Raw genomic sequence first — 6951 nt, 5'->3', positions numbered from 1 at the left:
TGCCACAGCAGCCAGGCCGCGACGGCGCCCAGCAGCAGGCCGGCGGCCCACTTGAGCAGGCGCAGCGGCGAAGTCTTCACCGGGGGCGGATCGATGGGAAGTCTGGCGGTCATGATCAGCCCTGGCTCGGTTTGCCGGTCACGAGACCGACCTGGGACAGTTCCAGGCGCCGCAACAGATCCAGCACTTCAATGACTTTCTGGTACTGCACCGTCGCATCGCCGCGCACGATCACCGGGAAGTCCGGGCTCTGCGCCTTTTCGATGCGCAGGCGCTCTTCCAGCTCGGCCAGGGTCACCGGATAGGCATCGAGGAACACCTGCCCGCCATCGTTCACCGAAATCGCCTTGGTCTTGGCCTCGGACAACGACACCGAGGCACTGGCCTTGGGCAGGTTGATCTGGATACCTGACACCTGGGCCGTGGCCGTGAGGATGAACATCACCAGCACCACCATGAGCACATCCACCAGCGGCGTGATGTTGATGCTGTCGACCGCTGCATCATCGTCGTCATCGTGTGAAGCGTTTACGCTAGCCATGGCGATTCCCTCAGGCCGGTACGGACGATTGGACGTGATGACCGCGACGAGGGGCCGCTTCACCGGACTGGCCTTCGCCGTGCATCTCCGCCAGGCGCGTGATGAACTCGTCGACAAAGACCCGCATGTCGGCGCTGACTTCCTTGTTACGGGTGATCAGGCGGTTGTAGCCAAACAACGCCGGGATCGCGACGAACAGGCCCATGGCAGTGGCGAGCAATGCCGCGGCCATGCCCGGGGCGATAGCGTTGATGTTCACATCGCCGGCCATGGCCGTGCCGAGGAACACCACCATGATCCCCAGCACAGTGCCGAGCAGGCCGATGTACGGCCCGCCGGCGATGGCGTTGGACAGGGTCGAGAGCTTCGAACTCAGCGCTTGGTTCTCGCGGGTGCGCACGCCGTCCATCGAGCAACGAATCGCTTCGATGGTGGCCGCCGACACCGACGAGGTGTCAGCACCCTGTTCACGGCGGGTGCGGATTTCCTTGACGGCCACCAAGTACAAGCGCCACAGCGATGAATGTTGCAGGCGCTGGGCGAGGTCCTGGTCGTCGGCGAACATTTCCAGGCGCGTGCCGATCTTGGCGAACTGCTCGCGGAAAACTTCGTTGGCGGCACTGAGGCGACTGACCATGCGGTTCTTGCGGATCATGATGATCCACGACTGGAACATCATCAGCACCAGCACCCCGATGATCACCCAAGCGTCGAGCGGCACGGCGTTGAGCAGGAATCCCAGGCTGCCGAAACCGAAGCCGGATTGTTCTTCATCGACGCCGTAGGCCACCAGTTTCGATTCGGCGCCCTGGGCATTGGCGTCGGCCAACAGCAACGGCGCCGGGCGAGCCACCTTGGACAGGCGCGCTTCGTCCATGGCGCCGCTGAAAGGCGCGAAGGCTCCGGCGGAGACATCGGCACCCAGGGCGATCGGCGAATTGAACGCCGGCATCGCCACCGCCAGGCTCGCGGTCTCACGCCCGTTGACGTACAACACGACCCGGTCGCCCGAGGCGGTCAACGCCAGGTGCTGCCACTGACCGGGGTTCAGCGGCTGGGTCGAGACCGCGCGCTGGTCATTGATCGCCACGAACGGCACACCCTGGTTGACCCCAACCAACAGGCTGGTGGCGGCTTCGCGACGGACCAGGATCACTTGTTCGCCACTGGCCTGGTCCTGGCGCAGCCAGGTGCTGAAGGTGAACGCCGCACCGGCACTGTGTTGCAACGACGGACTGGCCGGCAACAACAACGGCTGGCCGTTGAACTGCAAGGCCCGCCCGATCACTCCGTCGATACTCACGCCGGTCGCGCCCTGGGCATTGTTGCCGTAGGCCGTGGTATCCCGGGGCGGTACGCCGGTGGCGCCGTCGAAGTGGTACAGGGCGGTGTAGTCCGGGTCGAAGGTCAACTGGCCGCTGCTCGTGGCCGGCGCCTTCTGGTTGCCGTAATACATCCACACGTCCTGGCGCTGACCGCCCTCCACGCTTGGCACGTCGACCCAGATCAGCGCCATGCCCATCAGCGGGTCGAAGCTTTCGATCTGGTGATTGAGCACGGTCTTGTCGTCGGCACTGACGAAACGCAAGTCCGAGCCGTCGTCCTTGACCCCGTCGAAGGTGAAGTTGCCGGTGTGCAAGCGCACCAGCAACGCGGTGCGGCCCAAGGCCTGGGCGATGGCGGCGCCCTGGGGCGTGGTGTCCACCGAAATCTGTTTGCGATAGTGCCAGTCGTCCTGCCACCAGGCGTTGGCGGTCGCCGGAAGCACCAGCCCCAGGCAGATCAACAGGGATAACAATAAGCGTTGCATGGACATGACTCCTGGGTTCAAAACGTCGCTTGCAGGTTGAAGTGCAGGCGCGATTCCTGTTTCGAGGTGTTCGGCCCTTCGAGCAGCGGATAGCCCCAGTCGAGGCTGCCGGACAGCCATTTGCTCAGGCTCGCACGGGTGCCGAGGCCGACGCTGGCGAGGCTGTAGTCGGCTTCCTGGTCGGGCAGTTCGTCACGCAAATACAGCTGCGCGCCTTCGGCGAAGGCATAGAAGCGCCACTCCTGGACATAACTGCCGAGGAACTTGGCCAGGGACGGGGTACGCAGTTCCTGGGACAGCAGGTAGCCGTCATCGCCGGTGCGCTCGGCAGCCAGATAGCCGCGCACCGAGGTGGCGCCACCGGCGGAGAATTGCTCGTTGGAAACCAGCGGCCCGGAGGCCAGTTGGAAGGCGGCCTTGGAGGCGGTCTGCCAGTCGTTGCCGAAGGTGAAGGTGTAATTGCCGTCGCCCTTGAGCACCGCGAAGCTGGGGCTGGCGCGATAGCGCTTGTAGTCGAACGCTTCGTCGGAGCTGCCATAGCCCAGCAGGCTCCGGGTCCCCCCCACCAGGCTCAGGCCGAGGCCCAACTGGCTGTTTTCGGTGTAGCGGAAACCGTTATAGGCGAAGGTGAACGGCGCGTACTTGAGCGGCGCCTTGTCGCTGGCACCGCCCAGGTTCAGCTCTTCCTCGAAGTCCTTGAAATCCACCCCGACCGAAAAGCTGTTGGCCCATGCCCCCGTGGACGGCAGGCTGTAGATCGCCGACACCCCGTAGGAATGCCCTTTGCCCAACACGTTACTGCCGCCGACGGTCGCCACGTTGCTGTCGGATTGGTACCCCGAGAACTGCACACTCCAGCGTTCGCTCAGCGGCGCGGTGTAGGAACCCGACCAGACCTTGGCGTTTTCGGTGTCCTGGGGCGCGGTGAAGAAAGTCAGCGAAACGCTGTGGCCCAGTTGCCAGAGGTTGTTGTAGCCCAGGCTGGCGACCGTGCGCAGCTTTTCGGTGTCGGCACTGTAGTCGTTGTTCAGCCCCAGGCTGGCCTGCCAGGGGTTCTGGTCTTCGACTTGCAAATCCACGTCCATGGTCCCGGGGCGTTGGCCTTCGCGCACCAGCGGCATGACCTGGCGTCCCGGGGTCTTGTTCAACTGCGCCAGCTCTGCCTGGACCCGGGCGAAATCGGGTACCTCGCCTTCCTTCAGCGCCGGCACGTCGTCACGGATTTCAACGGGCGAATAGTGCTTGGCCCCTACCACGCGCACCCGACCGATCTTGGTTTCGCTGACCTGCAGGTAGACGATGCCGTCTTCGACTTTCTGCTCTGGCAGCTCGACGAATACCGATTGATAACCGCGGGCCTGATAGACTTTTTGCAAGGCTTCCCGGGCGCCTTCGATGTCGCTCAAGGCCTTTTGCGGCCCCAGGAACGGGTACACCGCTTCCTCGATGGCCCGGGCATCGAGCACGGTGTTGCCGCGCACGAAATACTCGTTCACATCCACCAGGCGCGTCGGCGCCGCGTCGGCCTGCTGCCCGCCTTCGGTGGCAAAGGTCGACGGCCCCCCGACCGCCAGCAGCAGCCAGCCCCACAGCGCCGGCCGCGATTTGAAGAAATGCTCCACACCACCCCCTGAATTCAAAGTACGCCTCAATTGCTTATGGTCGATGTCGTGGCGTGCCGGGCCAGCCAGGTGTGCAGCAGCGCGAAGTTCAAGGAGAACTCCGGCATTTGCAGCAAGGCGCCACAGAACACTTCACCGATGATTTTCTCGATGAGCCGCACCGCCCGCGCATCGCCCAGCAGCGTGGCGAGGTCTTTACTCAGGACGTTGAAGCTCCAGACCTTCTGGTTCAGGTCCAGGCCGACGAACCAGCGGAACAGCAGGTTGTAATTGAGTTGTTCGTAGAGTTGCTGCTCGCTGGGCACCGAATAGAGCAGTTGCAGCAGGAGGATGTGCATGGCGGTTTGCGGTGCGATCAGCATCTGGGCACTGGCGTTGAGGCCCTGCAGCACATCGCGATGGTCATCCAGCAGGTCGTCGATCTGCGGACGCAGCAAGACCAGTGAATGGCCTTGCGGAATGTAGCTGGACACCTCCTTGAGCGCGCCCTGCCAGTCATCCTGGGAAACGATCCAGACCCACGGCGCGCCGTAGCGATACACCGAAACCGGCTGCTTGCGCGCCGCCTCGACGATCTTCGACAGCCGTTGGTCAAGCTCCTGCATGCCCACTTTCGAATAACGTTCCATAGTCCCCATCGCCTCACTCCCGGCTTCGCGCCCCGGCTCCAAACGACCTGAAAGGTCCCCTCGAACACGTCACACAGGCATGACGGGAATGGCGATGTGCTACCGAACTTTTGTCATGAAAGCTTCATTTTGGAGAGTAAGGAGGGCGTACGCTTTTTGTGGGAGCGAGCTTGCTCGCGATAGCAGTGGATCAGTTGGCGGTGATGCCAGCTGGGCAGCCGTCATCGCGAGCAAGCTCGCTCCCACAAGGGTTCTCGGGTGGAGACAGGGTTTGCGTCCACCCCCATTTCAGTGTGGGAGCCGAGCTTGCTCGCGATGGCGGTGGGTCTGTTGGCGATGATGTCGGCTGGGCAGCCGTCATCGCGAGCAAGCTCGGCTCCCACAGAGGTGCTCGGGTGGAGACAGGGTTTGCGTCCACTACCCATTCCAGTGTGGGAGCGAGCTTGCTCGCGATGGCGGTGGGTCTGTTGGCGGTGATGTCGGCTGGGCAGCCGTCATCGCGAGCAAGCTCGGCTCCCACAGAGGTGCTCGGGTGGAGACAGGGTTTGCGTCCACCACTCATTCCAGTGTGGGAGCTCGGGTGTTGGCGAGAAAGCCTGTGCCTTTACTGGTGCTGCACCTGCACCATCGAGCTCACCTGCACCCGCGCCTGCATCTGTTCCGCCCCGCCACCCCGGCGCATGCCGCGTACCGGGCAGGCGTCGAGGTAGTCCAGGCCGATCGCCAGTTTCAGGTGGCGATCGGGAAGGGTCAGGCGGTTGGTCACGTCGAAGCTGTACCAGCCATCGTCCAGCCAGGCTTCGGCCCAGGCGTGGCTTGCCAGGTGGCTTTCATCTTCGGTGCACAGATAGCCGGAAACATAGCGCGCTGGAATACCCAGGCTGCGCGCGCAGGCCAGGAAGGCGTGGGTATGGTCCTGGCAAACCCCCGTTCCACCGGCAAACGCCTCGGCGGCGGTGCTGTTGACCGCGGTCGTGCCGGGGCTGTAGGGCATCCGCGCCGCCAGGCCGTTCATCAGGTCGGTCAAGGCCGACCGATCGCGTCGGCCGGCACATTGTTCGAGCGCGAAGGCGCTGAGGTTCTCATCCGCCTGGGTGAGGCGGCTGGTGCGCAGAAACGGCAGCGGTGACTGAGTGTCCGGTTCCATCGCGATGGACTGATGGATTTCCACCTCGCCATACGCCGTCAGCACCAAGGCACCGTGGGGCTCGTCCATGGTCATCACGTGGAGGATGTTGCCATAGGGGTCAATCTGGCTGCGCACCAGTCTCGGCAGTTCCAGATGCCATTGCAAGATGCGCTGGCGCTGGGTGTCCCGGGGCGTCAGGCGCAGGAACTGGATGCTGGTGCAGACTTCATCGGCGTAGCTGTAAGTCGTGTCGTGGCGTATGGACAGTTTCATACGACCTCCAGGTAAGACTCATGGACGGTCTGGCCCAAGTGGCGGATCTGACCAATCAGGTCGGTCAACCATTGGTGCAAGCCCGACGCCAGGATTTCGTCGATTCCGGAATAGCGCAGGCGCGCATTCAGCTCGGCGGCCAGGCGTTGCGCCGGCCGGCCGTTGTTGCCCGGCAAGCTGGCGAGGATATGGTCCAGTTCCTCGATACACGCATGCAGCGAGCGTGGGACGTCGGCCCGCAACAGCAACATCTCGGACACCTGTTCGGCATTGGGCGCGTTGCGGTAGATCTCGTTGAACGCCTCGAACGAAGACAGCGCGCGCAACAAGGCACTCCACTGGTAATAGCCACGGGCCGAGTTGTCGCTGACCTCTTCCGATTCCTCGCCGAACATTTCATAGCGCGCATCCAGCAGGCGCAGGGTGTTGTCGGCCCGTTCGATAAAGGTCCCCAGGCGGATGAAACAGTAGGCATCGTTGCGCATGATGGTGCCCGATGTCGCGCCGCGGAACAGGTGCGAACGCTCCTTGACCCACTCACAGAAATGGCTGATGCCGTAGCGCCCCAGGCCATTGCTGGCGATGTTGCGCATTTCCAGCCAGGTGGCGTTGATGTTTTCCCACATGTCGGCGGTGATGCGCCCGCGCACGGCATGGGCATTGGTCCGCGCAGCTCGCAGGCAGCTATAGATACTGCCGGGGTTGGTTTCGTCCAAGGCGAAGAAATGCAGCATGCGCTCGGTGTTGAGCGCGTCATAACGGGCGTTGTAGTCGTCCAGCGTACCGGCCGCCAGCAGCGACATCGCCAGCTCGGCATGGCCATCGCTGCGTCCGGCCTGAGGCATCAGCGACAGCGAATAGCTGACTTCGAGCATGCGCGCCAGGTTCTCGGCGCGCTCCAGGTAGCGGGACATCCAATAGAGGTCCGAAGCAGTTCTTGAAAGCAT

6 protein-coding genes and 1 pseudogene are annotated in these 6951 nt (G+C 63.3%); all 7 read right to left on the bottom strand.

Features of this window, described 5'->3' with window-relative positions; all coding sequences use genetic code 11:
- A pseudogene (locus J4E53_RS19535) lies at positions 1-113 on the bottom strand (energy transducer TonB); the annotation flags it as partial.
- Between the two features lie 2 nt (positions 114-115).
- On the bottom strand, positions 116-541 hold the full coding sequence (locus J4E53_RS19530) for a biopolymer transporter ExbD (protein ID WP_003201710.1): 426 nt from the start codon (positions 539-541) through the stop codon (positions 116-118).
- A 10-nt stretch (positions 542-551) separates the two neighbouring features.
- Positions 552-2351, bottom strand: coding sequence for a DUF2341 domain-containing protein (locus tag J4E53_RS19525; RefSeq protein ID WP_103309681.1), 1800 nt, complete (start codon positions 2349-2351; stop codon positions 552-554).
- A 17-nt stretch (positions 2352-2368) separates the two neighbouring features.
- Positions 2369-3931, bottom strand: coding sequence for a ShlB/FhaC/HecB family hemolysin secretion/activation protein (locus tag J4E53_RS19520; protein WP_371919224.1), 1563 nt, complete (start codon positions 3929-3931; stop codon positions 2369-2371).
- Between the two features lie 68 nt (positions 3932-3999).
- Complete coding sequence (locus J4E53_RS31150; RefSeq protein WP_060742202.1) at positions 4000-4602, bottom strand: transposase; 603 nt, start codon at positions 4600-4602, stop codon at positions 4000-4002.
- A 604-nt stretch (positions 4603-5206) separates the two neighbouring features.
- Entirely contained in the window at positions 5207-6004 is a 798-nt protein-coding gene (locus J4E53_RS19510) for a transglutaminase family protein (protein WP_103309678.1), read from the bottom strand.
- A complete protein-coding gene (locus J4E53_RS19505) occupies positions 6001-6951 on the bottom strand; it encodes an alpha-E domain-containing protein (protein WP_003201699.1) in 951 nt (316 codons plus the stop codon). The genes J4E53_RS19510 and J4E53_RS19505 overlap by 4 nt, the downstream gene beginning before the upstream one ends.

The sequence above is a fragment of the Pseudomonas sp. FW305-28 genome, assembly GCF_017351395.1.
Lineage (GTDB): Bacteria > Pseudomonadota > Gammaproteobacteria > Pseudomonadales > Pseudomonadaceae > Aquipseudomonas > Aquipseudomonas fluorescens_AA.
The sequence above is the reverse complement of the archived record's forward strand: the minus strand, read 5'-3'. Positions and strand labels throughout refer to the sequence as shown.

Excerpts from the sequence above, each read along its gene's own strand:
- J4E53_RS19510 (WP_103309678.1), bottom strand. The coding sequence starts at position 6,004 with ATGAAACTGTCCATACGCCACGACACGACTTACAGCTACGCCGATGAA.
- J4E53_RS19505 (WP_003201699.1), bottom strand. The coding sequence starts at position 6,951 with ATGCTTTCAAGAACTGCTTCGGACCTCTATTGGATGTCCCGCTACCTG.
- J4E53_RS19530 (WP_003201710.1), bottom strand. The coding sequence starts at position 541 with ATGGCTAGCGTAAACGCTTCACACGATGACGACGATGATGCAGCGGTC.
- J4E53_RS31150 (WP_060742202.1), bottom strand. The coding sequence starts at position 4,602 with ATGGAACGTTATTCGAAAGTGGGCATGCAGGAGCTTGACCAACGGCTG.
- J4E53_RS19525 (WP_103309681.1), bottom strand. The coding sequence starts at position 2,351 with ATGCAACGCTTATTGTTATCCCTGTTGATCTGCCTGGGGCTGGTGCTT.